Raw genomic sequence first — 25,727 nt, 5'->3', positions numbered from 1 at the left:
ATTAGGTCGTGTCTTCGATTTCACTTGAGTCCCGGCCCAGATGGGCGCCCCTCATTGGGCGCTGCCATCGACGCCGCGGCGACCAAGGCAACGGCGGCGCATACGACGACAGACTCCCCTATCCCGACGAGCCCGATGATCGTGCTCACGACCAGCGGCGCAAGCGGTGCGAACAGGTTGGTCACGAAGCTGACAGTGCACCCTACCCTTCCTCGTAACTCGGACTGAGTGCCGGCAACGATGTACGCCGTGCCTGCCGCATCCGCATGCGCTCTGCCTGATCCACGACTGACGGACGTTCGAAGATGAGGTGGGCCCGCTTGGTCGTCAGGTCTATCGCCGGTTGCGCCGAAGCCCGGCGATTTCCCTGTCCAACGCACGGCTCGGTAAGGGGTGCCTTTGAAAGCCAGTCGGTGTACCTGGCGCGTGACCGAAATAGGAGGGGCGCCGCAGCGGGAGCGGCCGATATATTCTCATCGTGACTAACCCTCCTGTTGTCGAGACTGATTTGATCGCGGCCCACGAAGCGAAGCTCAAGGAACTGGTTGAGCGGGCTGCGAGCGCCGGGATCGAAGCGGAAACTCGCGTGCTCGAGCGGTTACCCGCTGATCGAGCCCGCTCGTATCTACGCCTGCTTATGCCGAACGGCCGAACCACCAGGAGCATCGCTGTGTTTCCAAGGGACGTCGACGCGTTCCTAGCATCGGGATTCGAGGACTACATCATGCTGTCCGATTACTCCGCAACGGTAAGCAAGTCGAGAGGGATCATTGAGTGTCAGGTCATCGGAGCTAGTCCCTCCATCCGGCTCGCCAGTTTCCTTCAAGAGCTGCCCGGAGTGGAAATTCTGAGCGGTGAGACAGACGGCGAGACAGAGACTGAGATCAGCGGGGAGGCTGCGGGAGGCGCTCGGAGGGAGCCTTCGACTGACTGGCGGCTAGTTGTAGAACAAGATGGCGTACGCATCGACATTTCGCCGGCCTCCGCTGACTTCGAGATGTTCTTCGGGCGAGCGGTGACGCTGAAACTCAGCGGCGTGGCGACCTCGAACCACGACACTGCTGTCGAAGCACTCGAGCGCTACGGGCAGGCGCTTCTCTTCGACCTCGATGTCGTCTACAACCGGTTCGTCCAGCTAGGGAAGCGGCGTCAGGGCAATCGTCCGCGCCGCCACGAACAGCCTGACCACCGCCCGAGATTCCCCCGCAACGAGTATGCATCGCAACCATTAGATCTCTACCAGTACGGACGAGCGGCGGCGGGGCTCCCGCTCTTGGAGTACTTGGCCTATTACCAGTGCGTCGAGTACTTCTTCCCATTTTTTGCACGCGAACAGATCGTGAACTCTGTCAAGAGCCAGCTACTTCACCCAGGATTCGATGCCCAGAACGACGCTGCCCTCAATCGCCTCATCAATCTCGCGGCGCCGGCTGCGCGAGGTGGCATGGCGGAGCGCGAGCAGTTGCGAGCAACGTTGCGCTCTATCGTTTCCGAAGCCGACCTTCGCGAGTTCCTCGAGTCGACTCCAGAGTACGTCGATCATTTCTGCTCGAAGAGCCAATCGATTCGTGGGGTCGGAACGGTTCAGCTCGATCACAACCCGGCGGACTTGCGTGACCAGATTGCCGACCGAATCTACGGGATCCGGTGCAGGATCGTTCACGCCAAGCAAGACGGCGGTGGCAAGAGCGAGGATGTGCTGCTCCCCTCCAGTAAGGAGGCCAACTCCCTCCAAGCAGACGTGGAGCTGATGCGACTTGTCGCTCAGCGTGCGTTGATCGCGCGAGCCGCGCGCGCCTGACGGATCGGCGGCGCCAGCCGAGGCGTCGGGCGCCCCCTCCAGATCGTCGACTCGAGTCGCGAGCGTGGCTCTTCGCGGTGATGGTCACACGTGAGTGCAGCGCTCGGAAAGGGATCCTCAACCGCCCATCACGGCATGGGGGCTCGCCGCTTCGGTTCCGTGCGGTCGACGCTCTCCGCCGCACCAAGCGCGTGCACGTCGCTAAGCCCTTTGGCGACCGCGCGCGGTTATGGCAAGCATCACGGGCTCGCACGATCACCCGTACGCTGTGCATACGGACGGGCGGGTTTCCTCGCCGACACGATCCGCGCTCCGACCAGCAGGCGGCGAACGGTCAGGACCTGCTCGACTTGGTCGACGCGACCGGTCGCGTCGTTCTCACGCACGCTCCGCTTCCCGTCCGCCGGTCGGGCGCGCGTCCAACACCCGAACCCGCGTCGTGTTGGCGCCCGCGGTCGCGCACTGCCATGCTGGCGACATGAACCGCACCCGTCTCCTCGTCACCGTCGTCGCGGGTGCGGCCGTGGTCGGTCTCGCGGCCGTCGGAGTTCCTGCCGCGATCGGCGCGATGTCGGGGGCGTCCGAGAGCTTCGCGCATGCACCCGCGCCCGCTCCCGTCGCCGCCGAGGAGCCCGCCGACGCGAGCGACCCGGACGGGGATGGGCTGGTCTATCTCGGCGACGGCGTGTCCGTGCCAGCAGGCGGCCCCGGCGAGTGCACCACGAACTCGATGATCAACATCATGGCGGAGGACGGCGGGGCGCCGCACGCGAAGCTCCTCGGCGAGCTCGTCGAGATGGGGTCGATGGAGCTCGCGAGCGGGGAGCCCGTCCTCGACGCGGACGGCGAGATCGTGGCCTACCCGGTGATGCCGGGTGACAGCCTCATCGCGATCGGCCAGCGGTTCTGCATCGACTACGTCACCATCGCGCTGTACAACCACGTCGCGAACATGACCGTGCACCCGGGTGACGTCCTGATCCTCCGCCCCGACCCGGCGCTGCCGTGGGTCGACCAGTACGGCCCTTTCAACGCGGAGGCCGGCACCTCGACCATCCCCTACGCCAACACGTTCATCGAGTTCTCCAACGCCATCGCCGCGGGGGACCTCGGTGCCGCCCGCGTCGTGTGGCAGCGCCTCGGCCCCGACGTCGCCCCGGAGGTGCAGGCCGTGGTCACGCAGGCCCTCGCCGCCGAGGACTGGGTCGTGCTGCGGCAGCTCTTCCCCTGAGCCGTCCGGCCGCGCCGTCGGGCTGAGCCGTCCGGCCGCGCCGTCGGGCTGAGACGTCCGGCCGCGCCGTCAGGATGACGCGTCCGGGCGGAATCGCTCAGCGCGGGTCGGCGTCCCTCCTCGAATCCCCGCGCGTCGTGCCGTCCTCGGCGGCGCCGACATGCCCGCGGTCGTCCGCCGGGGCCGCGCCGCGCGAGCCGTCCGTCCGCCGGTCGTCCGAATCGTCGGCGTTGTCGACGCGGATGCGGCGGCCCTCCTCGATGTCCTTCCGCTCCTTCTCCTCCCGCTTGTCGCTCTGGCGGGTGTCGCGCGGCGGGAGCTGGATGTCGCGCTCGGCGGCGATGCCCGCCTGGAGCTGTCGCCCGCGTTCGAGCTCGGCGTCGAACTCGGCGCCGAAGAGCAGCGCGAGGTTCGCGATCCACAGCCACAGCAGGAACACGATGATGCCCGCCATCGAGCCGTACGTGCGCTCGTAGTTCGAGAAGGTCGTGACGTAGAGCACGAAGCCGAGGGTGGCGATCGCGAGCACCACGATCGCCACGATGGCGCCCATGCTGATCCAGCGGAACTTCGGCTGCTTGGCGTTGGGCGTCGCGTAGTAGAGCACCGCCACGAGGAACACGACGACGAACAGCAGCAGCGGCCACTTGGCGATGCTCCACGCGAGCTGCACGCCCTCGCTCGCGCCGATCGCATCCCCCAGCGCGGAGACCACGTCGCCGGAGAGTACGAGCACGATGCCCACGATCGTCAGCGACACCACTGTGATGACCGTGACCAGCAGCTGCATGGGCCGGAGCTTCCAGAACGGACGTCCCTCCTCGATCTCGTAGATGCGGTTCATCACCCGGCTGAACGCGCCGACGTATCCAGAGGCGGACCACAGCGCGAGCAGGATTCCGAAGACGAGTGCGACACCGGCGCCCGGCGCCTTCGAGATCTGCTCGATGGGTCCACGCAGCGCCTCCGCGGTCTCCTTCGGGGCGACGTCGCCGATGATGCCGAGCACCGCGTCCGCGGCGGCGCCGTCCTGGCCGAAGATCCCGAGCAGCGAGAACACCGCGATCATCCCGGGGAAGATCGACAGCACCGCGTAGTAGGTGAGGGCGGCGGCGCCGTCCATGCACTGGTCGGCGGAGAACTCGCGGATGCTCTTGACCAGCACGTACTTCCACGACCGCTTCTGCAGATCGGTCGGGTTGTCCGGCTTGTCCTCGTGCTCGGGCGAAGGCGGCGACGTCGATCCATTCCGGTCGGCTGACTTCGACATGGCTCCTCCTCGGCGACGGTGGCGAGCGGTGCTCGCGGGGATACCGTCTTACGGCGACGAAGAGCGTGAGGCACGGGGGTTGCGCGCGAGGGAACCGCGGGGGATGCTGTGCGACAGTCGCGGGGCCAGCGCGACAGCGCATGCCCTTGTGGAGCGCCCCTCGGCGGGTGTAGGACGGAGCCAGTCGAAGTGGACTGGGGTTCGACATGGGGATTCTGACGCGTGCACGCCGACGTGCACTCGCGGTGGTCGGGGCGATCGCGATGGCGGTCGGCGCCCTGGTGCCCGTCGCGGCCGCGACCGCCGCCGACGAGACGTTCACGATCGTCGTCCTGCCCGACACCCAGGGGTACACCGCCTCCAGCACGTACGAGCAGACGATGGGCGCACAGACCCAGTGGATCGTCGACACACGGGCGCAGCTGAACACGAAGTTCGTGATCCAGGTCGGCGACCTCGTCGAGTCCTGGCCGAACGTGAACCACTGGGAGCGCGCGAGCCGGTACATGAAGACGCTCGACGACGCGGGCGTGCCGAACTCGGTGCTCCCGGGCAACCACGACCTGGACATCACCACCGGCCAGTCGAGCACCTACGACGCCTACTTCCCGCCGAGTCGCTACGCGGGCGCCTCCTGGAACAGCGCCACCGTGTCCTACGGCGGCTACCTGGGGCAGAACCAGTTCGGCCCGGACGGCATCGACCGCAAGAACAAGGACAGCTACAGCCTCCTGACGGTGGGCGACACGGACCTGCTGCTGCTCAGCCTGGAGTTCGAGTCGCCCGCCTACACGCTCAGCTGGGCGCAGCGCGTGCTCGACGCGCACCCCGACCGCAAAGTGATCCTGGCGACGCACGGCTTCATCAACACCGGCGGCACACGCGCCACGCACGTGATCCGGACGGACGTGACCCCGGTGTCGGCAGTGACCCTGTGGAACGACTTCGTGTCGAAGAACTGCTCCATCTTCATGGTCGTGAACGGCCACTGGCACGATGGCGACATCGGCGAAGCACGGCGCACCGACGCGAACGCCTGCGGCACGCCCGTGCACCAGATCCTGTCCAACTACCAGAGCCGCGCGAACGGCGGCAACGGCTGGCTGCGGTACTACACGTTCGATCCGGCGGCGGGGACCGTCGACGCCTACACGTACTCGCCGACGCTGCAGCAGTACGAGACCGATGCCGGGAGCCGGTTCACCCTCCCGGTGGACCTCGCGCCCGGGACCGACGAGGTGCTGCTCGCCGGCGGCTCCACCTGGAAGTACCGCAATTCGACACAGGCCTGGCCGGCGGGGTGGACGACCGCAGGCTTCGACGACTCCGGGTGGGGCGCGGGGAGGGCCCCGCTCGGTTGGGGCACAGGCGCGGTCACCGCGATCGACCTGGGCCCGCCCACCACGAACAGGGCGCGGGCCATGATCTTCCGGCACACCCTCTCTCTGACCGACGTGGAGGAACTCTCCGGAGTGACCGTGACCACGCGGGCCGACGACGGCGTCGCGGTGTGGGTGAACGGGACGCTGCTCGGCACCTCGCATCTGCAATCCGCGACCCCGACGAGCGCGACCTATGCGGACGCCGTGCGCTCCACGAGCGCCGCGACCGCGGAGCCCGCCGTGTTCGCGGTTCCGGCTGGCCTGCTGCAGGAGGGCACGAACGTGATCGCCGCCTCCGCCCACGTGAACTACCGGGGCACGGCGGACAGCACGTTCGACCTCGTGATGACCGGGCGCCGCGCGAGCACGGAGCCGCCGGAGGATCCGCCGGGCGCCCCGGTTGCTTCGGCCACGGCGACCTCTCCGACGAGCGTGGACATCGCCTGGTCACCCGGGCCGGGGGGACCGGTGACCGGCGTCGAGGTGACACGAACGGGGATGACGACGCTCACCGGCACGGGCGCGTCGGGAGTGGTGACGGACGCCGCGGCGCCGGCGGGGAGTGCGGTGTCGTATGCGGTGGTCGCGATCGGTTCGGACGGTGCGCGCTCGCCCGCGACGACCGTGTCCGTCACCACGCCTCCGGTCGCCACGCCGGTACCGGTCACCCTCGTGCGCAGCGACAGCAGCTGGCGGTTCCGCTACGCCGCCGGTGCCTGGCCGACGGGGTGGACGGGCGTCGGGTTCGACGACACGACCTGGGGGCAGGGAGCCGCCCCGCTCGGCTTCGGGGGAGGAGTGACGACGGTGGTGGACGTGCCGCCGCCGACCACGCAGCGCCCGATCAGCATGCTGTTCCGGGCCACGTTCACGGTCGGCGACCCGTCCCAGCTGTCGGACCTGGTGCTCACGGCGCGTGCGGACGACGGGGTCATGATCACCGTCAACGGCGTGGAGGTGGGGCGGCTGCGACTGCCGACCTCCGCCCTGAGCTCGACGACCTACGCGACAGCAGCGCCGAGCACGGCGACCGCGGCAGCCACGCCGCTCGTGATCCCGATCCCGACGTCAGCCCTGCGCCCTGGGACCAACGTCATCGCGGCGTCGACCCACCTCAACTACCGGTCCACGCCCGGCGTCTCGTTCCTCGCGACGCTCGACGGCAAGACCCTGCCCTGACGCGGCGGGAGCGGCGTCCCGCAGCGCGAGGTGCACGAGGCAGGTGTGCTCCGTCGTGAACGGCAGCACCCGGTCGACCACGATCGGACCACCCGCGCGCTCCAGCACCGATCGCAGCAGCTGCTCGTGCACCCGGCAGGCGATCGCGCCGTCCTCGGCGAGCAGCGCGTGGAAGCGGCACGGCTCCAGTTCGATGGTCAGCGCCTCCTCGTCGATCTCCGGCTGCAGCCCCACCTCGCTCAGATGATGGTGCAGCGCGTCGAGCTGATGCGTCGCATCCGCCGGCAGCGCGGACTCCGTCGCCGGCAGGATGGCCCGCATCAGGTCGCCGTGGCGGATCGCGTCGCGCAGGTGACGCTCCGCGACCTCGTTGCGGTCGGCCGCCGTCACGAGCGCGAACCGCAGCCGCGGCCGGCCGCGACGACCCGTCCGCTCGACCTCGGAGCACACATGCCCCTCGCTCTCCAGCACGCGCAGGTGATCGCGGAGGGTGTTGACGTGCAGGCCGGTCAGCTCCGAGAGCTCGGACAGGCCGATCCCCGGTGCATCCATCAGGGCATCGAGCACGCGGAGGCGGCTCGACTGGGCGAGACCGCGATAGGCGTCGACAGGACGTGGCATGTTACCCATTATGCGACGATGCGTCAGTGAGCGGGCTGATTTGCACGGCCTTTCCCGCGGGGTCGCCCCGGGCGTGTGGCTAGCCTGGACGGATGACCGGCGGGCGGACCACGACAGCGCTGCGGCTGCTGCTGCCCGCCTTCCTGCTCGGTGCGATCGTCGCGATCTCCTTCCTGGAGGCCCCGCTCAAGTTCCTCGCACCGGGCATCACGATCCCGCTCGGACTCGGGATCGGGCGGCTCGTCTTCACCGCGCTGAACGTGCTGACCGGAGTCGTGCTGCTCGTGCTGACCGTGGTGTCGGCGCGCGCGAAGGCGGGGCGCACGACCGCGGCGCTGCTGGGAGCGCTGTGGGTCGTGTTCCTGGTGGAGGTGGCGGTGATCCGGCCGGTGCTCAATCGCCGCAGCGACCTCGTGATCGCTGGCTCCGCCGCGCCGGGGACCGACTGGGCGCACTATGCGTACATCGCGGCGGATCTGACCATGGTGGCGCTGCTGGTGGCGCTGATCGTGGTGACCGTGCGATCGGTTCTGCCGTCGCCGTCGCCGTCCGACTGACGGCTCCGTCCGACTGACGGCTCCGGGGCCGGCTCAGGGCCGGACGCGCACCGCCCGGCCCTCGAAGGCCACGACGTCGCCGTCGTGCAGCTGACGACCGCGTCGGCGATCGACCTCGCCGTTCACGGTGACGTAGCCGTCGATGATGACCTCCTTGGCGTCACCGCCCGAGTCGAGCAGGCCGGCGAACTTGAGGAACTGTCCGAGGCGGATGACGTCGCCGCCGATGGACACCTCGTCGATCGGGTCCGAGTGGGTCATGCCTCGATGCTATCCGGCGACAGGGCCCGATCAGTCGTCGAGGTCGGTGCCGACCACGGCGAACGACGCGTCGAACTCGATGTCGACCGAGCGGTTGTCGGTCGTGAGGACGGAGGCGTCGTACGGGCTCACGTCGTCGGCATCGACGTCGAGGTCGGTGATCATCCCGTCGGCCTCGGCGAGCGCGGCCTCGACCAGCGCGCGGATGGTCTGGTCGTCGAGCGTGAGCGCGGGTCCGGTGTCGTCGCCGTCCGCGGGGTCGGTCGAGACGACGGTCGCGGTGAGGTCCTCGTCCACCCGCACCTCGGTCTCATCGCCCGCGGTCGTCGTGAGCTGCACCTCCCAGGTGCCGTCGCGCTTGGCGTCGATCGAGGTCACGTCGCCCTCGGCGGCACCGCGCGCAGCCTCCGCGATGTCGAGCAGCTCATCGGCCGAGTCGGTGCCGATGCCCGTCACAGGACCGTGGGCTCCGGCGGGGCGGTGGTCGTGGTCGTCCGTGCGGTGATCGTCGCGCGGTCCGTGGTCGTCGTCGTGGTCGTCGTGCCGCGGGCCCTCGACGCCCGGGCGGTCGTCGTCGCCGAACTCGTCGGCGATCGCCGCGCCGACCGCCACGCCGCCGCCTGCGAGCAGCACGGCAGCCGCGATGCCGCCGCCGATGAGGAGCGCACGCTTGCGGCCGGGCTTCGCGGCCGGGGCGACCGGCTCGGACGCGACCGTGTGCGGGGCGGCCTGCGGTGCGGAACCGGCGGTGGCAGAGGAGAAGGGCGTCGTGGGGACGGCGTCCGGGGTCGCGCCGGGGGTCGGGTTCTGGTCGGGGGTCGCGTTCTGGTCAGGGGTCTTGTCGTCCATGCATCGATCGTCCCGCGGAGGCGCTGAAGCCCTCCTGAAGCGTCCTGAAGATCCGTTCAGGAACCGGTCACGGGCTCCGCCGCGGACGGCAGCGTCACGACGAACCGGGCGCCGCCCCAGCGCGACTCGTCCACCGTCACACTGCCGTGCGCCGCCGCCGCGATGCTCCGCGCGATCGCCAGACCGAGCCCGCTGCCGCCGGCGTCCCGGCTGCGCGCCTCGTCGAGCCGTACGAAGCGCTCGAAGATCCGCTCTCGTTCGGCCGCCGGCACCCCTGTCCCGTCGTCCTCCACGGTGAGGACCACCCGCCCCCGCGTCTCCGCGACACCGAGCGCGACCCGACCGCGGCTGTGCCGTGCCGCGTTGTCCGCGAGGTTGCGGACGAGCTGTGCGAGCAGCCGTGCATCCCCCCGGACCCGGGCGGCGCCGATGCCGGAACCGTCGACGTCGAGATCCGCGGCGCGGAGGCGGCGTGCCTCGGACAGCGCGATGTCGTCGAGGTCGACCGCCTCGGTGTGGCCCGTGACGCCCTCGTCGAGTCGGGCCAGGAGCAGCAGCGACTCCACGATGCCCTGCAGGCGCAGGCCCTCTTCCGAGACGACCTCCGCGAGCTCGCCGATGGTCGTGACCTCGGGGTGAGCCTGCGCCAGCTCGGCGTGCTGGCGGATGGTGGCCAGGGGAGAGCGCAGCTCGTGCGAGGCGTCGGACACGAAGCGGCGCTGCGCCGTCGCCGCCGCGTCCAGCCGGTCGAGCATGCCGTTCATGGTGAAGGCGAGGGACGCCACCTCATCGCCCGTGTCCGGGACCGGCACCCGGCGGTCGAGGCGCTCGGCGGTGATGCCGTCGACCTCCTCCCGGATGCGCGTGACCGGGCGCAGCGCCCGCCCCGTCACCAGCCAGGTGGTGAGCGCGACCAGCGCGAGCAGCGCCGGAACCGCGACGGCGAGGAGGGTCGCGACCGTGGCGAGGGTCTCCGCGTCATCCTCCATCGACACCGCCAGTACGAGGGTCTGGTCGCCCTCCACGTCCTCCGCCACGACGAGCATCGGCTCCCCGTCCACCCGCACCACCCGCGGGTCGTCGTCGACAGGAAGGGGAGTGGAGCCCAGCGCGTCCACGGCCTCCTCGCTCGCGCGCCGCACGGATCCGTCCGGTCCGAGCAGCTGCACGAGGTCGTCGTCGAGCTGATCCGGCCCCGGTCGCCCCGGTCCCTCCAACCGCTGCGCGAGCTCGCCGAGGCGCTGCTCCGCCGACCGCTCGGTGGCGGCGTGGATGCTGGTGCTCAGCACGCCGTAGAAGGAGAGCGCGCCGACGAGCAGCGCGACCGCCACCACGAGCGTCGCGCCGAGCGTGGTCCTGCCGCGCACCGAGCGCCAGACGCGCCTAGCCACCGTCCGCCGCCAGCCGGTAGCCCGCGCCGCGGATCGTCTCGATGGCCGCGCGACCGAAGGGCTTGTCGAGCTTGCGTCGCAGGTGGCCCACGTAGACCTCGACGATGTTCGGGTCGCCGTCGAAGTCATCGTCCCAGACGCCCTCGATGAGCTCGCGCTTCGACAGCACCTGGCCGCGGTGCCGCATGAGGTGTTCGAGCACCGCGAACTCCCGCGCCGTCAGCGTGATCGGGGTGTCACCGCGCCACACGTGGTGACCTGCGGGGTCGAGCCGCAGATCGCCCGCCTCCAGCACGGTGGGCCGCGCCACGGCGCCCCGGCGCACGAGCGCCCGCAGTCGTGCGACGAGGATCGCGAACGAGAACGGCTTGGTGACGTAGTCGTCCGCACCGCTCTCCAGGGCCTCCACCTGGTCCCACTCGCCATCCTTGGCCGTGAGCATCAGCACGGGCGTCCAGTTCTCCTCCGCGCGCAGGGCCTCGCACACCTTCCACCCGCTCATCCCGGGCATCATCAGGTCGAGCACGATCGCGTCGTACCGGGTCTCCCTGGCGCGCCAGAGGCCGTCGACGCCGTTGTGCGCCACGTCGACGGCGAAGCCCTCGGCCTCCAGCCCCCGACGCACGCCCTCGGCCAGACGCACCTCGTCGTCCACCACCAGGATCCGCATCCCCCCAGTGTGGCGGCTCCCCGCTGAATCCGGGCTGAAGCGGCCGCGATGCGGCGGTGCGGCCAGCGGGATCGACCGAAGGGGGCGGGAGAAGGGGGCGGGAGGGGAAGGAACTCAGCCGGTCGGAGACAGGTCGGAGGTCAGTCGAGACCGGACTGCAGCGAGCGGATGACGTCGCCCAGAGCCCCGCGCGCGAGCAGTCCCGGTCCGAGCGGGCCGGCGGTGTCGGCGCCCAGCGGCGGCAGCCGTCGCAGCGCGGCGGTGGCCTCGGGGGTGAGCTGCGAGAGCTGCCAGCGCACCTCGGCATCCGCGGCCCCCTGATCGTCGCCCCGAGCCAGCGCCGTGGCGACGGCGGCGTAGGCCGCCGCACCCAGGGCGTGCGCCCCCATGTGCGCGACCCCCGCGGCCTGCGCGGCGGAGCGTGCCGCAGCGCGACCTGCCGGGGTGCGTGCGCTCGCCGCGGCCCGACCGGCGACGAAGCGTCGCCGGATCTCCTCCGCCGCCGTGAGCTCGCCCCGCGCGAACGCCCGCGCGCGGTCGACCGCGTCCCGGGCGCGCGGGTCCTCCGGTGCCTCCGCCTCGAACAGCGGAAGCACCCGCTCGGCGCAGTCGGCCGCCCACGCGGCGACCGTCCGGCGCTCGGCCTCGGTCATGCCCTGCACGGTGCCCACGGTCACCGCCTCCGCCGCTCGGCCCTCGCCCGCGCCTCGGCGTGCGCCGTGCCGAGGAGCTCCAGCACGAGGGAGCCGGTGCGCTCCGCGGGCGCGATCACGCAGACCCACCCGGCGTCGCCGTAGAGCGGATGGAGGCGGAACACGTCGGCCGCGGTGGGGTCGGGCTCGACCGGGACCAGGGCCTCGGCGCGTTCGCGGCCCACGTGGATGTTCACCCGGAAGCGCCCCGTCGCATCCAGCCCCGAGCTCGTGTCGTCGGGGTAGTCCTTGGTGATGATCGTGCCGAAGGGCTGCGTGCGCTCCGGCATCCGCCCGTCCGGGGCGTGGAAGAAGTACGCGTCACCCCAGGACAGCTCGGGGAACTCGCCTCCCGGCTGCGGCGTGACCGCGAGGGCGCCGTCGAGTGCTCGCACGTGATCGATGATCTGATGCATGTCCATGCTTCAATGATCGGGTTGCAGTGCTTATTGAGACTTCACTCCCGGGACAGAGGGGATCCATGGCATGAACCCTCCAGACGGGTCACTCAGCACGGCCGCTCTCGGCCGTAGGGTCGGGTACTCGGCGCAGCAGGTGCGCGACCTGGAGGCGCTGGGCGTGATCCCCGCCGCCGCCCGGGCGGCGAACGGGTACCGCCGCTACACCTGCCGGCACGAGGCCGCACTGCGGGCGTACCGGGCCCTCGCGCTGGCGCTCGGGCCGGTGCCGGCGCGGCGGCTGATGCCGGCCCTGATCCTGGCGCCGGTGGACGAGGCGGCCGAGCGCGTCGACCTGATGCATGCCGAGCTGGCCGCGGAACGACGTCGGGTGAAGGAGGCGCTGCGCGGACTCGGCGTCGCGATGGCGGAGGCGGGCGATGTGTTCGCGTCGGAGGACGCGATGACGATCGGCGAGCTCGCAGACGCCCTCGGCGTGCGTCCGTCCGCCCTCCGGCACTGGGAGAGCGAGGGACTCGTGCGCCCGGACCGCCACGCGTCGACGGCACGGACGTACGGCGCCTCCGCGATCACCGAGGCCCGGGTGTCTGCGGCACTGCGCGCGGGCGGTTACGGCATCCCGGCGATCGCGCGCGTCCTCGAGCAGCTGCGCGCACACGGCGGCACCGGCGAGGTCGAGCAGATCCTCTCCGCCCGGCTCGCGGACCTCACGCGCCGCAGTGTCGCCCTGCTGGGCGCCGCCGGTCACCTGCACGAGCTGCTGACGACCGCCGCTGAGGTCGGAGCCTCGTAGGCTGGAGGCATGACCAAGAACATCTGGACCGTCCTCGGCGTCATCCTCGCGATCGTGATCGCGTGGTGGATCGTGAGCGCGCTGTTCTCGGTCCTGTGGTTCATCGCGAAGCTCGCGATCGTCGCCGTCGTCGCCGTGGTGGTCTTCCTCGTCCTGCGCAACCTGTTCAGCCGCGACGCCGACTGACGTGTCCGCTCATGCCCTCGCGGGTGCACCCACCCGGTAGCGCGCAGCGCGGTGCGTGTCCTGCACCCGGTCGCCGCGCCCGTGCAGCTTGTGGCGCAGCGTCCCCGGCGTGTACTCCTCGGGGTACGCGCCGCGCTTTCGCAGCACGGGGATCACGTGCTCGATCACGTCCTGCCACGTGCCGGGCGTCACGGCATAGGCCAGGTTGAAGCCGTCGATGTCGGTCGCGTCCACCCAGGACTGCAGCTCATCCGCGATCTCCTCCCCTGAGCCCACGATCGTCGGGCCGAGCCCACCGATCGCATTGTGCCGACCGAAGTCCCCGACCGTCCATTCGCGGCCGAGGTCGGCCTCCTCCCTCAGGTGCTGCAGCACGGACTGGATCGCGTTCGACTCCACGTTGCCGACCGGCTCGTCCTCGCCATACTGGGACAGGTCGACGCCCATCCACCCTGACATGAACGTGAGCGCCCCCTCCGGGCTCGCGTACGACAGGTACTCCGCGTGCTTCGCGGTGGCCTCCTCGCTCGTGGCCGCGGTGATGACGGTCAGGAGCGTGTAGATGCGGGCGTCGTAACGGTCGCGACCGGCCGCCTCCAGGGCATCGCGGATCCGCTTCACCGTGCCGGCCAGCACCTCCTTCGAGGGGGCGGCGACGAAGATCGCCTCGGCGTTCTCGGCCGCGAACCGCACACCCCTCGGGCTGGCGCCCGCCTGGTAGATGACGGGCGTGCGCTGCGGCGAGGGCTCGGAGATGTGGATGCCGGGCACGCTGAAGTGCGTACCCTCGTGACGGATCGGGTGCACCTTGGACGGGTCGGTGAAGATGCCGCGCTCGCGGTCCTCGATCACGGCGTCGTCCTCCCACGAGCCCTCCCACAGCTTGTACAGCACCTCGACGTACTCGTCGGCGTGGTCGTAGCGGTCGTCGTGCGCGAGCTGATCGTGCTGGCCCATGTTGCGCGCGGCACTGGGGAGGTACCCGGTCACCACGTTCCAGCCGATCCGACCCTGCGTGAGATGGTCGAGCGTGCTCAGGCGTCGGGCGAACGGATAGGGGTGCTCGAACGCTGTGCCGGCGGTGATGCCGAAGCCGAGGTGCTCCGTGACGGCGGCCATGGCGCTCACGAGCAGGATCGGGTCGTTGACGGGAACCTGGGCGCCGTTGCGGATCGCGGCCTCGTTGGTGCCGCCGTAGACGTCGTAGGTGCCGAGCACGTCGGCGATGAAGATGCCGTCGAACGTGGCGCTCTCCAGCAGCGTCGCGAGCTCCGTCCAGTAGGAGATCGTGTTGTACTGCCGCGAGCGGTCGTCGGGATGCCGCCACAGCCCGGACGACTGGTGGGCGACGCAGTTCATGTCGAAGGCGTTGAAGCGGATCTGTCGGGTCATGCGACCCATGAAAGAGGACCGCAAGCCCGGCGTCGAGCACCGCCGACACGGGCCGAAACATTCTCAGGCCGGGTCGTCGGGGCGACGGGGGCTCGGATCGGGCGGGAGGATCTCGATCGGCGCCGCCTCGCGCCGCTGCGCGCGCCACCAGATGACGAAGCCGACCGCAGTGAAGATGCCGTAGAAGACGTACATCAGGCCCGTGGCGTAGTAGCCGGAGCTGAACAGCAGCGGCACGCCCACCACGTCGACCGCGATCCAGATGAGCCAGAACTCGGTCCAGCCCTTCGCCATGCCGTACGTCGCCAGCAGCGAGCCGACGAATGTCCAGGCGTCGGCCCACACCGGCTCCCACGAGCCGAGCGCGCGGAACAGGGGCGTCAGCGCTACGGTGCCGACGATCATCACCAACACAATGCCGACGCGGGCGCTGGTCGGAGCCCACCGCGGCACCACGCGCCCGCCTTCCGCGTTCCGCCAGCGCACCCAACCGTAGACGGCGACGGCGATGAACATGACCTGTCGGCCGGCCTGTCCGAGCAGGTGCGGAAGGGAGGGGTCAGGACTCAGGACCGAGCCGAGGAACACGGTGAGCAGCAGCAGATTGCCCACGATGCCGACCGGCCACGCCCACACCTTCCGGCGCATGCCGCCGAGCGCGCTCGCGAGCCCGAACGCGTTGCCCACGACCTCGCGCACGAGGAGCGTCTGACCGCCGGGGAGCGTCCACTGCGAAGAGAACACGTCGACGAGCCACTGCAGCACGTCCATGGCTCAGAGCGCCGCGTCGGGTGTGGGACGGTCGTCGAGCACGAGCTGCAGCATGCTGAGGTCGAGCCAGCGGCCGAACTTCGCGCCGACCTGCGGCATGCGTCCGACCTCAGCGAACCCGAGCCGCTCGTGCAGGGCGATGGAGGCCGTGTTGCCGCTCTCGACCCCGCCGATCATGACGTGCAGCCCTGCGGCGCGTGCACGGTCGATGAGAGCGCGCATGAGGGTGCGGCCGATGCCGCGTCCGCGCTGGTCTCCGCGCACGTACACCGAGTGCTCGACCGTGAGGCGGTAGCCGCTGTGCGGGCGCCACTGCGCGTACGACGCATAGCCGAGCACGTCGGCACCGTCGACCGCGACGAGCACGGGGTAGCCGCGTGCGGTGCGATCGGCGAGCCACGCGGCGCGGTCGGCGCGGTCGACGGCCTCCTCGTTCCAGATCGCGGTGGTGTGCACCACGGCGTGGTTGTGGATCGCGGTGATCGCGTCGAGGTCGGAGTCCTCGGCATCCCTGATGTGCACGGCGGTCATCGGCGGGCTCTCCTGCATCTGCGCTTCGGGTGCGCATCGCCGACGCTAGCAGGACGCGGGCGGCCCCGACTGCTGGGTGTCGCGGAGCGCGGCGCGGACCAGGATCGCCCGGCGCATGTCGGCCACGATCGGCTCGAAGAACGCCTCGCGGTACCGGGTCTCGCTGACCGTGGAGAACACGAAGGGGAGAGCCGAGACCACCGCCAGCAGCGCCGCGGACTTCAGCAGGTTCAACGTCAGCGGCAGGGGGAGCCCCTGGATGACCACGGGCTCCACATGGAGTTTGGGCGGGTTCTCCCCGCCGCCGATCCACGTCTGCACCAGATCGGACGGCACCGTGATGGCGCCGATGACGATCAGCAGCCCGGCGATCAGGAAGACGAAGATCGCGGCCTGGATGAGCTGGGCGAGCGCGATCGCGAGCAGCATGTTGATGCGTTGTGCGGCGTGCAGTCCGGCGGCTCCGGTGTCGACATCGGATCCTCGATCCTCGGCCGGGGTTCCCCGGAGAAGGGCGTTGCGTTCATCGGCCGTCAATGCGGTCGCCCCTGCCCTCAGTTCGATCGCGCTGACCCGCAGCACGATGAGGGTTGTGAGGGTCGCGACGACCAGGGACAGCAGCAGCAGCGAGTTCCGGTTCAGCAAGGTCCCCATCTGCCAGATCTCGGCGGCGAAGAAGGAGAACAGCACAAGCATCAGGATCACTGGCAGCGCGATCGTGGCCATGTGCCCGACCGCGAAGAGATTGCGCAGGGAGAGGCGCGCTGCCCAGGCCAGGAGTGCTGCACCGCCGAGCGCGACGAACAGAATGCAGCCGACGACGATGAACACGGCTTGGCAGATCGACAGGGCGGCATCGCCTGGGTAGGTGCCGCCGAGGGCGGCGTCGGCGCCCGCCAGGAGGATCGCCGCGGTCGCGAACACCGTTCCGGGGCCGGTGGAGAGGTGGCGGATGGCGTAGCGCGTCGCCGCGTACAGCGCCCAGGCCAGCAGGATCGCGAAGGCGGCGACGCTCATGAGCGCGATCGCGATGATTCTGTCGTCCCCGCCATGATCGAACAGGGCTCCTACGTCCGTGAGGGTGTCGATGCCGTCTCCGACGAGCGTCCGGAAGACCCCGATCGCCACGATGAGCGGTGCGGCACGTCGGGCTATCCCGCGGAACCACCGCCGCCAGGGGACGAAGGTCGGAAGGCCTTCCAGCCGGAACCACTGATCAGCGTCGGCGGGCGCGCGAAGGCGGGCAGAGCGGAGGGGACGCACGGATGAAATCTAACATTTCACCCTGGAAGCCCAGTGCAGGCTCCGCGGCCGGTGAGCCCCGGGACGGGGTCAGACGTGCACGTCCGCGGGGGACTCCTCGCCCTCGTGGAAGCTCGGCTTCTTGCCGAACAGCTTCGCGATGCCGAGGACGGCTCCGACGATCACGAGGCCCCAGACGAGACCGGCGATCGCCGAGATGAGGGTGTCCACGACCCACACCACGACGCCGCCCAGCGGTTCCAGCGCGTGCTCGACGCCGTGCAGCAGATCGGTCGTGGCGTGCAGACCCACCTCGCCGAGGTTGACCAGCACCAGGTGGCCGCCGACCCACAGCATCGCGACCGTGCCGAGCACGCTGATGAAGCGGAACACCGCCGGCATCGACCGCACGATCCTGGTGCCGGTGTGACGCACGCGCTTCACCGGATTCTTGGCCACCTTCAGGCCGACGTCGTCGATCTTCACGAGCAGCGCGACGACGCCGTACACGGCCACGGTCATGAGCAGCGCGATCACGGCGAGGATCGCGAGCGTCGACCAGATGTCGAGGCCCGTGTCGAGGCTGGCGAGCGAGATGAGCATGATCTCGGTGGACAGGATGAGATCCGTGCGGATGGCGCCGAGCACGAGCTTCTTCTCGTCCCGCGCGCCCTCGTCGGCGTGGCCGTGCTGCACGCCGAACCACTCGAGGACTTTCTCCGCCCCTTCGAAGCAGAGGTAGGAGCCGCCGAGGATCAGCAGGTACGGCAGCACCCACGGCGCGAACGCGGTGAGCAGCAGCGCGATCGGGATGATGATGACGAACTTGTTGACCAGCGACCCGAGGGCGATCTTCCCGACGACGGGGAGCTCGCGGGCCGGGGTGATGCCCTGCACGTACTGCGGAGTCACGGCGGCGTCGTCGATCACGACGCCTGCGGCCTTCGCCGACGCCTTCATCGCGGCGCTCAGGATGTCGTCGACGACGGCGAGCAGTCCAACGGACATGCGGGTCCTCTTTCCGTGGGTGGAAAGTCAGACTACCGACTCGGCGGGGTCAGGCCCGCGCTTCCTCGGCGGTGGCGAGCACGCGCTGCAGCGGCTGATAGTGCTCGATCACGGCCTGACGGTAGCGCTCCACGTCCCCGGCGCGCGCTGCCGCCAGCATGTCGCCGTGCGCCTTCGCCGTCCGATGGATGTCGTCGGGCTGCGCGATGCCCAGCTGCGGGAGCACCGCGGTGTGCACGTCCCAGAACGCGCCGACGAGCTGCCCGACCAGGCGGTTGTCGATCGCGCCGAACAGCCGGGTGTGGAAGGCCCGGTCCTCGTCGAGGAAGTACTCGCCGCGCGACGCCTTGTCGACCATCTCGGCCACGAGCTCGTCGAGCTGCGGGTCCTCCTGCTCCTGCGCCGCCGCCACGATGCGCTCGGCCATCGAGAGGTCGAGCGCCAGACGCACCTCCACGACTTCGCGCAGTGCCTGCAGGGAGCCCTCGGGCGACAGCACGCCGCGGAAGACGAGCGCCTCCACCATCGGGTCCAGGGACATCGGGCCCACATAGGTGCCATGACCGTGGCGCACGTCGACGATGTCGAGCGTGGACAGCGTGCGGATGGCCTCGCGCACGGAGGAGCGCGACACGTCGAGCTCCTCGCACAGCTCGGCTTCCGTGGGCAGCGGGTCCCCGGGGGTGAGCCCGCGCGTGAGGATGAGCTGCTTGATCTGGTCCGCCGTCGTGGCACGACGCATGCGCGCTGCCCTCCCCGTGGTGGACTTCATGGGGCCCCTCTCGTGCCTGACGAAAACGCTCCGATCATCTCACTCTTGTGATCCGGTCGAACCTGTGTTTAGAGTACATCAGACATCAGATGTCCTCAAGATGTCCCCCCACCACCTGGAGCACACATGAACCGACACATCACCCGCCGCCGCGCGGGTCGATTCGCGATGGCGGTCGCCGGCACGGTCGCCGCGTCCATCGCCCTCGCCGGCTGCGGCGGCGGCGCCGCGAGCGCGCCGGACGAGAGCCCCGCCGCGAGCGAGGTCGACCCCGACGGCATCATCGAGGCCGGCATCTCCTACACCCTCAACGGCAGCTTCGATCCGATGGTCGCCTCGGGCGCCGTCACCGTCTCCGCCAACTGGCACATCTTCGAGGGGCTCGTCGACCTCGACCCGGTCACGCAGGAAGCCGCCCCCGCCCTCGCCGCCGACTTCCCGACCAAGGTCGACGACACCACCTACGAGGTCGACCTCCGTGAAGGGGCCACGTTCCAGAACGGCGACCCCGTCACGGCCGACGACGTCGTGTTCAGCTACGAGCGCGTGCTCGACCCCGCGAACAACTCGCTGTTCCGCTCCTTCGTCGACTTCATCGACACCGTCACGGCCGTCGACGAGGACACCGTCCGGATCACGACCGACTACCCGTTCTCGCTGATCGACGACCGCCTCGGCGTCGTGAAGATCGTCCCGAAGGCCGCGGTCGAGGCCGACCCCGAGGGCTTCGGCGCCAACCCGATCGGCTCCGGCCCGTACGCGCTCGTCTCCGCCGTCCCGGAGGACAAGCTCGTCTTCGAACGGTACGACGACTACAACGGCCCGCGCCCCGCGCTCGCCGCCGGCATGAACTGGAACCTGCTCGCCGACGCCTCCGCCCGCGTGACCGCGATGTCGACCGGAACCGTGCAGGCCATCGAGGACGTGCCCTACATCGACGCCGACGCGCTCGCCGCCTCCGCCGACGTGGAGAGCGTGCAGTCCTTCGGCCTGCTGTTCATGATGTTCAACACCAAGGCTGCGCCGTTCGACGACGTGCGCGTGCGGCAGGCGCTGCACTACGCGCTCGACATGGACACCATCATCGAGACGGGCATGCTCGGCAACGCCACCCCCGCCACCTCGTTCCTCCCCGAGGACTACCCGAACTATCACGAGGCGTCCACCGTCTACTCCTACGACCCGGAGAAGGCCAAGGAGCTGCTGGAGGAGGCGGGCGTCGGCGACCTCGCCATCACCCTGCGCATGACCGACACCGGCTGGGTGAAGGAGGTGGCCCCTCTCATCAAGGAGTCGCTCGACGCGATCGGCATCGACACCACGCTCGACATCAGCCAGTCGGCCTCCATGTACGAGAAGATCGACTCCGGCGACTACACGGTCGCCATCGCCCCCGGTGACCCGTCCGTGTTCGGCGTCGACCCCGACCTGCTCATGAACTGGTGGTACGGCGAGAACGTCTGGACCCAGACCCGCACCGCCTGGGCCGATTCGCCCGAGTACGCCGAGCTGCGCACGCTGCTCGACACCGCCGTCACCGAGGAGGGCGACGCGCAGCAGGACACCTGGAACCAGGCGTTCGACCTGATCTCCGACCAGGCCGTCCTCTACCCGCTGTTCCACCGCAAGCTGCCCACCGCCTGGAGCAGCCAGGAGCTGGTCGGCTTCCAGCCCGTCCCCACCACCGGCCTGTCGTTCCTCGACGTCGGCGTGGCGGCGAAGTAGCCCCTGCCCCACCCCCGCGGGGGTGCGCCCACCCGAAGGGCGCACCCCCCACCCCACCCGGAAGGAGCGGCACGTGTCCAACACGCTCCGCCTCATCGGCCGGCGGCTGCTGCAGCTGCCGCTGATGATCCTCGGCATCACGTTCCTGGTCTTCTTCGTGATGTCGTTCTCGCCCGTCGATCCGGCCCGCACGGCGCTCGGCGAGACCGCGTCCCCCGAGGCGCTGGAGGCCTACCGCGAAGACCACGGACTGAACCTTCCGCTGTTCGTGCGCTACGTGAACTTCCTGTTCGGCCTCGTGCAGGGCGACCTGGGCACTTACTCCGCCCGCAGCCTGCCCGTGATCGATGAGGTGGCCCGCGCCTTCCCCGTCACGCTCGCCCTGACCTTCCTCGGACTCCTCATCGCCGTGATCGTCGCGTTCGTGATCGGCGTGCTGGCCGCCGTCTACCGCGACCGCTGGCCCGACCAGGTCATCCGCGTGTTCGGCGTCGCCGCCCTCTCCACGCCCTCGTTCTGGCTCGCGATCCTGCTCATCCAGGTGTTCACGCTGAGCATGGGCGTGCTGCCGGCCTCAGGGCCCCTGCCCGACTTCTGGACCGACCCGTCCGGCTGGCTCGCCCGGATGACCCTCCCCGCCGTCGCGCTCGCCGTGCCCGTGATCGGACAGCTGTCCCGTGTCGTGCGCACCTCGATGGTGGAGGAGCTCGACCGCGACTACGTGCGCACCGCGCTCGGCGCCGGCATCCCGCGGGTGATCGTCGTCGGCCGCAACGTGCTGCGCAACGCCCTGATCACCCCCGTCACCGTGCTGGGCCTGCGCATCGGCTACCTGCTCGGCGGGGCCGTGGTGATCGAGATCATCTTCGCCATCCCCGGCATGGGCACCCTGATCCTCAACGGGGTCACCAACAACGAACCCAACCTCGTGCAGGGCGTGACGCTGGCCGTCGCTCTCGCCTTCGTCGTGATCAACATCATCGTCGACCTCCTGTACGTGCTCATCAATCCTCGAATCCGGGCGGTGTGACATGCGACGCAGACTCACGGAACGGCTCTCCGTCCCCGGCCTCCGCTGGGGCCGCCTCTCCCTCGGCTCGGTCATCTGCATCGCGGTGCTCGCGCTCATCGCGCTCGCCGCGATCCTGGCGCCGCTGATCTCGCCCTACGACCCGCTGGCCTCCGGCACCCCCGTGCAGCCGCCGAGCGGCGAGCACTGGTTCGGCACGGACCGGCAGGGCCGCGACATCTTCTCGCGCCTCGTCTACGGCGCCCGGTACTCGCTCGTGATCGGACTCGGTGCGACTCTGGTCGCCCTCGCGGTCGCCTGCGTGCTCGGGACCATCGCCGCGACCGCCCCCAAGTGGATCTCCGAGACCCTCATGCGGGTCATGGACGTCGTGATGTCGTTCCCCGGCATCGCCCTGGCCGCGGTGTTCGTGGCCGTGTTCGGCAAGTCGCTGCCCGTGCTCGTGCTGACGATCGCGTTCCTCTACGTTCCGCAGCTGACCCGGATCGTGCGCGCCAACATCCTCGACCAGTACGGCGAGGACTACGTGTCGGCCGTGCGGGTGATGGGCGCGGGCACCCCGCGCATCATCGTGCGGCACGTCGCCCGCAACGCCATAGCCCCGGTGCTCGTGTTCGCCACCGTGCTCGTCGCCGACGCGATCGTGTTCGAGGCGTCGCTGTCGTTCCTGCAGGCCGGAGTGCCCGACCCCGAGCCGTCCTGGGGCAACGTGATCGCCGCCGGCCGCAATCTGCTCATGAGCGGCGCCTGGTGGGCCACGTTCTTCCCCGGAATCCTTATCATGCTCACGGTGCTGTGCCTCAACATCCTGTCCGAGAGCATGACCGACGCCATGGTGTCCCCGCGTGCACGCAAGGTCACCGCGGACGCCGCGAACACCGAGGAGTCCACGCACGAGCTGGAGGTCGCCGCCGCCCCCGACGACACGCACGTCATCCCCACCGTCGACACGTCCGTGAACCTCTCGGTGCCCAGCGGCGTGCCCGACGTGCTCGTGCCGACGGCCGAGTCCGTCCCCCTGGCCGAGCGTCTCGCCGAGCTGCGGGCGCGCGAACTCGCCCGCACCGACCGACTGGTCTACACGGGAGACGCGGCGCCGCTGCTGGAGGTGCAGGACCTGTGCATCTCGTTCCCGCGGCACGGCGACGTGAACGTGGTCGACCACGTCAGCTTCACCGTCCGCCCCGGCGAGACCATGTCGCTCGTCGGCGAGTCCGGCTGCGGCAAGTCGATCACCTCGCTCGCGATCATGGGGCTGCTCGATCCGAAGGCCGACATCCGCGGACGCATCCTGTTCGACGGGAAGGACCTGCTGCAGATGGCACCCAAGGAGCGCAACGCCCTCCGCGGCCACGACATCGCGATGGTCTACCAGGACGCGCTGAGCTCGCTGAACCCCGCGATGCTGATCCGCTCGCAGATGAAGCAGCTCACCTCGCGCGGCGGCACCCGCACGGCCGAGGAGCTGCTGGAGCTGGTCGGCCTCGACCCGCAGCGCACGCTCGCCTCCTACCCGCACGAGCTCTCGGGCGGTCAGCGGCAGCGCGTGCTGATCGCGATGGCCCTGACGCGCGACCCCCGGCTCGTGATCGCCGACGAGCCCACCACGGCGCTCGACGTGACGGTGCAGGCGCAGGTCGTGGAGCTGCTGATGCGCCTGCAGCGGGAGCTCGGGTTCGCGCTCGTGTTCGTGTCCCACGACCTGGCGCTCGTCGCCGAGCTGTCGCACCGCATCACCGTGATGTACGCGGGGCAGGTGGTCGAGCAGGGCACCACGCGTGAGGTGCTGTCCCAGCCCGTGCACGAGTACACGCAGGGCCTTCTCGGCGCGGTGCTGTCGATCGAGGCCGGGTCCGACCGCCTGCATCAGGTGTCGGGCGTGGTGCCGTCTCCGCGCGACTTCCCTGCGGGCGACCGGTTCGCGCCGCGCTCGTCCGACCCCGCCCGCTACGTCGGCGTCCAGCCCGTCCGCCGCCACATCGCGGGCACGGAGCACTCCTACGCCGCGCATCCCGACGATGCGCCCGTCGAAGCGATCGGAGCAGGACGATGAGCGAGCCCGTGATCCAGTTGCAGGACGTGCACGTCCGCTACAAGACCAGGGCGTCGTCCCTGTTCCGCCCCCGCTACGTCGACGCGCTCGACGGGGTGTCCCTCACCGTGCGGCGCGGACGCACCCTCGGCATCGTCGGCGAGTCCGGGTCGGGCAAGTCCACCTCGGCCAAGGTCCTGATCGGGTTGGAGAAGCCGACGAGCGGGCAGGTCGTGTTCGACGGCGAGCCCGTGCGCTCGTTCACCCCGGCGGTGCGCAAACGCCTCGGCCGCATCCTCTCGGTCGTGTTCCAGGACCCGGCGACCGCGCTGAACGCCCGGATGACCGTGCGCGACGCCCTGCTCGACCCCCTGCAGGTGCACCGCCTCGGCACTCCCGCCAGCAGGGACCGCAAGGTGCGCGACCTCGTCGGGCTGGTCGGGCTGCCCTCCTCCGCCCTGGACGCCCTGCCCAGTCAGCTCTCCGGAGGGCAGCGGCAGCGCGTGGCGATCGCCAGGGCGCTCGTGCTCGACCCGCAGGTCATCGTGGCCGACGAGCCCACCTCGGCGCTCGACGTGTCGGTGCGCGCGCAGATCCTCAACCTGCTCACCGACCTGAAGGAGCAGCTCGGACTCGGCATGGTCTTCATCTCGCACGACATCCAGACCGTCCGCTACCTCTCCGACGAGATCGCCGTGATGAACAAGGGCAGGGTCGTCGAGTTCGGCGACGCGGCCCGCGTCTTCGACGACCCCGCCGACCCCTACACCAGAACGCTGCTGGGCGCCGCGCCCTCGCTGCTCGAACCCCACCACTGAAACGACCGGAACCCACATGTCCACTGCCTCCCCCGTCCCTTCCTTCTCGGGCGTCGTCCCGCCCGTCGCCACCCCGCTCCTCCCGGACGGCACGATCGACCACACCTCCCTGGAGCGCCTCGTCGACCGACTGATCGGCGAGGGCGTCTCCGGCCTCTTCGCCCTCGGCTCCACCGGCGAGACCGCCTACTTCACCGACGACCAGCGCGTCGAGCTGCTGCGCACGATCGTCTCCTCGAACGCCGGGCGCGTGCCCGTCATCGCCGGGGCCATCGAGCTCACCGCTCCGCGCATCGTGGAGACCGCCCGCCGGCTGGTCGAGGCGGGCGCGCAGGCCATCGTCACGACGGCGCCGCTGTACACGCTGAACTCGCCGGCCGAGGTGGCCGACCACTTCCGCACGATCGCCGCCGCGATCGACGCGCCGCTGTGGGCCTACGACGTGCCCGTGCGCGTGCACACCAAGCTCGGCGTCGACCTGCTCGTGCAGCTCGGACAGGAGGGCGTGATCCACGGGGTGAAGGACTCCTCGGGCGACGACGTGTCCTTCCGGCGCCTGGTCGCGGCGAACGAGGCCGCCGGGCGTCCGCTGCAGCTGCTCACCGGGCACGAGGTCGTGGTCGACGCGATGGCCCTGGTCGGCGCCGCCGGCGTCGTCCCCGGTCTCGCGAACGTCGAGGCCGCGGGCTACGTGCGCCTGTGGAACGCCGCGCAGCAGGGCGACTGGACCGGCGCGCGCACCGAGCAGGAGCGCATCAACCGCCTGTTCGACATCGTGTTCCAGCCGCGCGGACTCTCCGGCGATGCGACCGGGGTCGGCGCCTTCAAGGCGGCCATGCACGCTCGCGGCATCATCGACCACGCGACCATGGCGGACACGGTGCAGGCGCTCGACGCCGACGCGGTCGCCCGCATCCGCGGCATCCTCGACGAGCTCGGGCTGCTGCCGGTCGCGGTCTGATGGCCGAGGTCGTCCTCGCGGTCGACATCGGCGGCACCAAGACCGCCGCGGCGCTGGTCGACCGCCCCGGCACGGTGCTGCGCACCGAGGTGGCGGCGGGCCCCCCGGGGGGGGGGGCCCCCCCCCGGGGGGGGGGGGGGCCG

General features: G+C 70.2%; 25 protein-coding genes. 11 read left to right on the top strand and 14 right to left on the bottom strand.

From position 1 onward, the window contains the following. The first annotated feature begins 478 nt into the window (after positions 1–478). Both M3C17_RS14845 and M3C17_RS14840 read left to right on the top strand, forming a co-directional pair. Positions 479–1,801 (top strand): hypothetical protein, encoded by a 1,323-nt coding sequence (locus M3C17_RS14845; RefSeq protein ID WP_259978693.1) that lies wholly within the window; start codon positions 479–481, stop codon positions 1,799–1,801. Between the two features lie 478 nt (positions 1,802–2,279). Then, entirely contained in the window at positions 2,280–3,032 is a 753-nt protein-coding gene (locus M3C17_RS14840) for a LysM peptidoglycan-binding domain-containing protein (RefSeq protein WP_259978692.1), read from the top strand. Between the two features lie 97 nt (positions 3,033–3,129). On the opposite strand, the gene M3C17_RS14835 is transcribed toward M3C17_RS14840, so the two are convergent. Beyond that, a complete protein-coding gene (locus M3C17_RS14835; protein WP_259978691.1) occupies positions 3,130–4,302 on the bottom strand; it encodes a YihY/virulence factor BrkB family protein in 1,173 nt (390 codons plus the stop codon). 206 nt (positions 4,303–4,508) lie between these two features. Between M3C17_RS14835 and M3C17_RS14830 the strand changes: the two genes are divergently transcribed. Then, a complete protein-coding gene (locus M3C17_RS14830) occupies positions 4,509–6,863 on the top strand; it encodes a metallophosphoesterase (protein WP_259978690.1) in 2,355 nt (784 codons plus the stop codon). Here M3C17_RS14830 and M3C17_RS14825 read toward each other — a convergent pair. After that, positions 6,753–7,484 (bottom strand): helix-turn-helix domain-containing protein, encoded by a 732-nt coding sequence (locus M3C17_RS14825; RefSeq protein ID WP_259978689.1) that lies wholly within the window; start codon positions 7,482–7,484, stop codon positions 6,753–6,755. The two genes, M3C17_RS14830 and M3C17_RS14825, sit on opposite strands and share 111 nt — an antisense overlap. 92 nt (positions 7,485–7,576) lie before the next feature. Between M3C17_RS14825 and M3C17_RS14820 the strand changes: the two genes are divergently transcribed. Continuing rightward, the gene (locus M3C17_RS14820; protein ID WP_259978688.1) at positions 7,577–8,041 is read left to right on the top strand and encodes a hypothetical protein; all 465 of its coding nucleotides are present in this window, start codon (positions 7,577–7,579) and stop codon (positions 8,039–8,041) included. Between the two features lie 33 nt (positions 8,042–8,074). Here the strand turns inward: M3C17_RS14820 and M3C17_RS14815 are convergent, their stop codons facing one another. The 6 genes from M3C17_RS14815 to M3C17_RS14790 form a co-directional block, all read right to left on the bottom strand. Further along, a complete protein-coding gene (locus M3C17_RS14815; RefSeq protein WP_259978687.1) occupies positions 8,075–8,302 on the bottom strand; it encodes an RNA-binding S4 domain-containing protein in 228 nt (75 codons plus the stop codon). A gap of 30 nt (positions 8,303–8,332) precedes the next feature. Continuing rightward, the gene (locus M3C17_RS14810; protein ID WP_259978686.1) at positions 8,333–9,151 is read right to left on the bottom strand and encodes a hypothetical protein; all 819 of its coding nucleotides are present in this window, start codon (positions 9,149–9,151) and stop codon (positions 8,333–8,335) included. 56 nt (positions 9,152–9,207) lie between these two features. Continuing rightward, positions 9,208–10,542: a HAMP domain-containing histidine kinase gene (locus tag M3C17_RS14805; RefSeq protein ID WP_259978685.1), complete on the bottom strand. Its 1,335-nt coding sequence runs from the start codon at positions 10,540–10,542 to the stop codon at positions 9,208–9,210. Beyond that, entirely contained in the window at positions 10,535–11,212 is a 678-nt protein-coding gene (locus M3C17_RS14800) for a response regulator transcription factor (RefSeq protein WP_259978684.1), read from the bottom strand. Before M3C17_RS14800 ends, M3C17_RS14805 begins: the two co-directional genes overlap by 8 nt. A gap of 140 nt (positions 11,213–11,352) precedes the next feature. Further along, positions 11,353–11,883 carry a putative immunity protein gene (locus M3C17_RS14795; protein ID WP_259978683.1) on the bottom strand — a complete coding sequence of 177 codons (531 nt, stop codon included), beginning with the start codon at positions 11,881–11,883 and terminating at the stop codon, positions 11,353–11,355. A 2-nt stretch (positions 11,884–11,885) separates the two neighbouring features. After that, positions 11,886–12,326 (bottom strand): DUF6194 family protein, encoded by a 441-nt coding sequence (locus M3C17_RS14790; RefSeq protein WP_259978682.1) that lies wholly within the window; start codon positions 12,324–12,326, stop codon positions 11,886–11,888. Between the two features lie 64 nt (positions 12,327–12,390). Between M3C17_RS14790 and M3C17_RS14785 the strand changes: the two genes are divergently transcribed. After that, positions 12,391–13,116 (top strand): MerR family transcriptional regulator, encoded by a 726-nt coding sequence (locus M3C17_RS14785; RefSeq protein ID WP_259978681.1) that lies wholly within the window; start codon positions 12,391–12,393, stop codon positions 13,114–13,116. A 9-nt stretch (positions 13,117–13,125) separates the two neighbouring features. After that, on the top strand, positions 13,126–13,302 hold the full coding sequence (locus M3C17_RS14780; protein WP_259978680.1) for a hypothetical protein: 177 nt from the start codon (positions 13,126–13,128) through the stop codon (positions 13,300–13,302). Between the two features lie 9 nt (positions 13,303–13,311). On the opposite strand, the gene M3C17_RS14775 is transcribed toward M3C17_RS14780, so the two are convergent. From M3C17_RS14775 to M3C17_RS14750, 6 genes are all read right to left on the bottom strand, one after another. After that, positions 13,312–14,694, bottom strand: a complete 1,383-nt coding sequence (locus M3C17_RS14775) for an LLM class flavin-dependent oxidoreductase (protein ID WP_259978679.1) — start codon at positions 14,692–14,694, stop codon at positions 13,312–13,314. Positions 14,695–14,757: 63 nt separating this feature from the next. Further along, positions 14,758–15,465, bottom strand: a complete 708-nt coding sequence (gene pnuC, locus M3C17_RS14770; RefSeq protein ID WP_259978678.1) for a nicotinamide riboside transporter PnuC — start codon at positions 15,463–15,465, stop codon at positions 14,758–14,760. A 3-nt stretch (positions 15,466–15,468) separates the two neighbouring features. After that, on the bottom strand, positions 15,469–15,996 hold the full coding sequence (locus tag M3C17_RS14765; RefSeq protein ID WP_259978677.1) for a GNAT family N-acetyltransferase: 528 nt from the start codon (positions 15,994–15,996) through the stop codon (positions 15,469–15,471). A gap of 45 nt (positions 15,997–16,041) precedes the next feature. Continuing rightward, positions 16,042–17,259, bottom strand: a complete 1,218-nt coding sequence (locus M3C17_RS14760) for a hypothetical protein (protein WP_259978676.1) — start codon at positions 17,257–17,259, stop codon at positions 16,042–16,044. A 69-nt stretch (positions 17,260–17,328) separates the two neighbouring features. Further along, positions 17,329–18,246 (bottom strand): DUF808 domain-containing protein, encoded by a 918-nt coding sequence (locus tag M3C17_RS14755; RefSeq protein WP_259978675.1) that lies wholly within the window; start codon positions 18,244–18,246, stop codon positions 17,329–17,331. Positions 18,247–18,295: 49 nt separating this feature from the next. Continuing rightward, positions 18,296–19,018 carry a FadR/GntR family transcriptional regulator gene (locus tag M3C17_RS14750; RefSeq protein ID WP_259978674.1) on the bottom strand — a complete coding sequence of 241 codons (723 nt, stop codon included), beginning with the start codon at positions 19,016–19,018 and terminating at the stop codon, positions 18,296–18,298. Between the two features lie 126 nt (positions 19,019–19,144). Here M3C17_RS14750 and M3C17_RS14745 point away from each other — a divergent pair, with 126 nt between their 5' ends. The 5 genes from M3C17_RS14745 (at position 19,145) to M3C17_RS14725 (ending at position 25,584) form a co-directional block, all read left to right on the top strand. After that, entirely contained in the window at positions 19,145–20,743 is a 1,599-nt protein-coding gene (locus tag M3C17_RS14745; RefSeq protein WP_259978673.1) for an ABC transporter substrate-binding protein, read from the top strand. Between the two features lie 73 nt (positions 20,744–20,816). Continuing rightward, on the top strand, positions 20,817–21,773 hold the full coding sequence (locus M3C17_RS14740; RefSeq protein WP_259978672.1) for an ABC transporter permease: 957 nt from the start codon (positions 20,817–20,819) through the stop codon (positions 21,771–21,773). Between the two features lies 1 nt (position 21,774). Continuing rightward, positions 21,775–23,826 carry a dipeptide/oligopeptide/nickel ABC transporter permease/ATP-binding protein gene (locus tag M3C17_RS14735; protein ID WP_259978671.1) on the top strand — a complete coding sequence of 684 codons (2,052 nt, stop codon included), beginning with the start codon at positions 21,775–21,777 and terminating at the stop codon, positions 23,824–23,826. Continuing rightward, positions 23,823–24,623, top strand: a complete 801-nt coding sequence (locus M3C17_RS14730; RefSeq protein WP_259978670.1) for an ABC transporter ATP-binding protein — start codon at positions 23,823–23,825, stop codon at positions 24,621–24,623. Before M3C17_RS14735 ends, M3C17_RS14730 begins: the two co-directional genes overlap by 4 nt. A 16-nt stretch (positions 24,624–24,639) precedes the next feature. Beyond that, positions 24,640–25,584: a dihydrodipicolinate synthase family protein gene (locus M3C17_RS14725; protein ID WP_259978669.1), complete on the top strand. Its 945-nt coding sequence runs from the start codon at positions 24,640–24,642 to the stop codon at positions 25,582–25,584. Positions 25,585–25,727: the final 143 nt, after the last annotated feature.

This window comes from Microbacterium sp. p3-SID336, assembly GCF_025143365.1.
Lineage (GTDB): Bacteria > Actinomycetota > Actinomycetes > Actinomycetales > Microbacteriaceae > Microbacterium.
This window is presented reverse-complemented; position numbering and strand designations above follow the sequence as displayed.

Excerpts from the sequence above, each read along its gene's own strand:
- M3C17_RS14840 (WP_259978692.1), top strand. The coding sequence starts at position 2,280 with ATGAACCGCACCCGTCTCCTCGTCACCGTCGTCGCGGGTGCGGCCGTG.
- M3C17_RS14835 (WP_259978691.1), bottom strand. The coding sequence starts at position 4,302 with ATGTCGAAGTCAGCCGACCGGAATGGATCGACGTCGCCGCCTTCGCCC.
- M3C17_RS14830 (WP_259978690.1), top strand. The coding sequence starts at position 4,509 with ATGGGGATTCTGACGCGTGCACGCCGACGTGCACTCGCGGTGGTCGGG.
- M3C17_RS14825 (WP_259978689.1), bottom strand. The coding sequence starts at position 7,484 with ATGCCACGTCCTGTCGACGCCTATCGCGGTCTCGCCCAGTCGAGCCGC.
- M3C17_RS14820 (WP_259978688.1), top strand. The coding sequence starts at position 7,577 with ATGACCGGCGGGCGGACCACGACAGCGCTGCGGCTGCTGCTGCCCGCC.
- M3C17_RS14815 (WP_259978687.1), bottom strand. The coding sequence starts at position 8,302 with ATGACCCACTCGGACCCGATCGACGAGGTGTCCATCGGCGGCGACGTC.
- M3C17_RS14810 (WP_259978686.1), bottom strand. The coding sequence starts at position 9,151 with ATGGACGACAAGACCCCTGACCAGAACGCGACCCCCGACCAGAACCCG.
- M3C17_RS14800 (WP_259978684.1), bottom strand. The coding sequence starts at position 11,212 with ATGCGGATCCTGGTGGTGGACGACGAGGTGCGTCTGGCCGAGGGCGTG.
- M3C17_RS14790 (WP_259978682.1), bottom strand. The coding sequence starts at position 12,326 with ATGGACATGCATCAGATCATCGATCACGTGCGAGCACTCGACGGCGCC.
- M3C17_RS14785 (WP_259978681.1), top strand. The coding sequence starts at position 12,391 with ATGAACCCTCCAGACGGGTCACTCAGCACGGCCGCTCTCGGCCGTAGG.
- M3C17_RS14780 (WP_259978680.1), top strand. The coding sequence starts at position 13,126 with ATGACCAAGAACATCTGGACCGTCCTCGGCGTCATCCTCGCGATCGTG.
- M3C17_RS14775 (WP_259978679.1), bottom strand. The coding sequence starts at position 14,694 with ATGACCCGACAGATCCGCTTCAACGCCTTCGACATGAACTGCGTCGCC.
- pnuC (WP_259978678.1), bottom strand. The coding sequence starts at position 15,465 with ATGGACGTGCTGCAGTGGCTCGTCGACGTGTTCTCTTCGCAGTGGACG.
- M3C17_RS14765 (WP_259978677.1), bottom strand. The coding sequence starts at position 15,996 with ATGACCGCCGTGCACATCAGGGATGCCGAGGACTCCGACCTCGACGCG.
- M3C17_RS14755 (WP_259978675.1), bottom strand. The coding sequence starts at position 18,246 with ATGTCCGTTGGACTGCTCGCCGTCGTCGACGACATCCTGAGCGCCGCG.
- M3C17_RS14750 (WP_259978674.1), bottom strand. The coding sequence starts at position 19,018 with ATGAAGTCCACCACGGGGAGGGCAGCGCGCATGCGTCGTGCCACGACG.
- M3C17_RS14745 (WP_259978673.1), top strand. The coding sequence starts at position 19,145 with ATGAACCGACACATCACCCGCCGCCGCGCGGGTCGATTCGCGATGGCG.
- M3C17_RS14735 (WP_259978671.1), top strand. The coding sequence starts at position 21,775 with ATGCGACGCAGACTCACGGAACGGCTCTCCGTCCCCGGCCTCCGCTGG.
- M3C17_RS14730 (WP_259978670.1), top strand. The coding sequence starts at position 23,823 with ATGAGCGAGCCCGTGATCCAGTTGCAGGACGTGCACGTCCGCTACAAG.
- M3C17_RS14725 (WP_259978669.1), top strand. The coding sequence starts at position 24,640 with ATGTCCACTGCCTCCCCCGTCCCTTCCTTCTCGGGCGTCGTCCCGCCC.